2 protein-coding genes are annotated in these 1,343 nt (G+C 40.2%); both read left to right on the top strand.

Annotation, left to right across the window (positions count from 1 at the left end; genetic code table 11):
* On the top strand, positions 1–1,045 hold a 1,045-nt coding region (locus ACFRU2_RS42155), incomplete at its 5' end, for an ATP-binding protein (protein WP_382981603.1).
* The coding region (locus ACFRU2_RS42160) for a cystatin-like fold lipoprotein (RefSeq protein ID WP_382981604.1) at positions 1,042–1,343 on the top strand (302 nt) is incomplete at its 3' end. The genes ACFRU2_RS42155 and ACFRU2_RS42160, both read left to right, overlap by 4 nt.

Here is a 1,343-nt window from a genome sequence, read left to right on the forward strand (position 1 = left end):
ATATCTCTCTTTCTTGGATTGTCAGGTATTAATGACTGACCCAAAGGTGGAGGTACGAAAGTGGTTTACGAAAGCGATTAGTGATCCAGATGTACGGGTTAAGTATCCGATGTTTGTAGAATTGATTCGCTCATTCCACTACGTCACGCTTGATGCCTCTGATAAAAAGAATTTTGGCGTTTTAGACCCAATTATCTTCCTTGATGGATTTGAAGCGAAAGAGACTGCTCAAAACATCATTGAGCAAATTTATGATTTGCATGGGAAAGATGCTGTAAAAACCGAAGTTCTGAAAACTTTAGATGCGGTTATTGAGCGAAAAGCAAAGGGAGAAACCGTTGGGCTTATGCATGTTGTAGATCATCTAGCGAATAGTGAGGACCCAACAATTAAGAGTGCAGGCGAGCTTCTTGTCCAAATGGTTCAGAATAGCATTCTTCAATTAGTTTTCAGCTATGGGGATGCTGATGCCATTAACTTGAATCGCAAAGTAACTATTTTAGAAATTGCCGGTTTAGACTTACCGAATGAAGATGATGACCCACGTTATTACAGTGACAGCGACAGGAAAAGCCTTAGCATTATGATTGGCCTTGCAAAATTCTGTGAAAAATTTGGTCGCCGCAGTCATGATGATCCGACAGCAATCATTTTCGATGAAGCTTGGACGTTGACTAAAGCCCGCGGCGGTAAGCGATTAGTTCAGGATATGAAGCGTGTAGGACGTTCCTTTAAAAATCAGCTATATCTTGTTTCTCAAAATATGGCCGACTCCGAAACAGATGATGATAAGGGGAATTTCGGTGCGCGTTTTGCTTTCGATAACGATGTTGACCGTCCAGACATTTTAAAGACGATGAACCTTCCGCAAACAAAACAAAATGAGGAGATGCTTGCGAATATGGTAAAAGGTCAGGCGTTGTTTATGGATTTTTACGGACGTGTTGGAAAGCTGTCGATAGATTGCTTATTCGAGGAATGGAGAGAAGCATTTAAGACAGTTGAAAAATCACACTCCGCTAGAGCAGAGGAGGAACTGGCATGATAAAAAAACTTGTTTTATCTTTTGCTCTTTTGGCAGCCATAACCGGCATGGCCGGTTGTGGCGGTACAAAGGCGAAATATGATGAAGCCATAGATCAAGTAGTAAGCATACAAAATCAAAGGTTACAGAAGGACGGAGTAGATAAAGACATAGATAAATTAAACCGTGAAGATGCCGAAATTCGTGTTTATCAAGATGGGAAGTATATTTCATTAGATTTTAAAATTCGAGATGGCGACACAATTAGAATGACTTATGAAAAACAAAAGAACGATGAATATGACTTGTATCCAGAAGG

The sequence above is a fragment of the Streptomyces sp. NPDC056883 genome, assembly GCF_042788835.1.
Classification (GTDB): Bacteria; Actinomycetota; Actinomycetes; order Streptomycetales; family Streptomycetaceae; genus Streptomyces; species Streptomyces stoeckheimensis.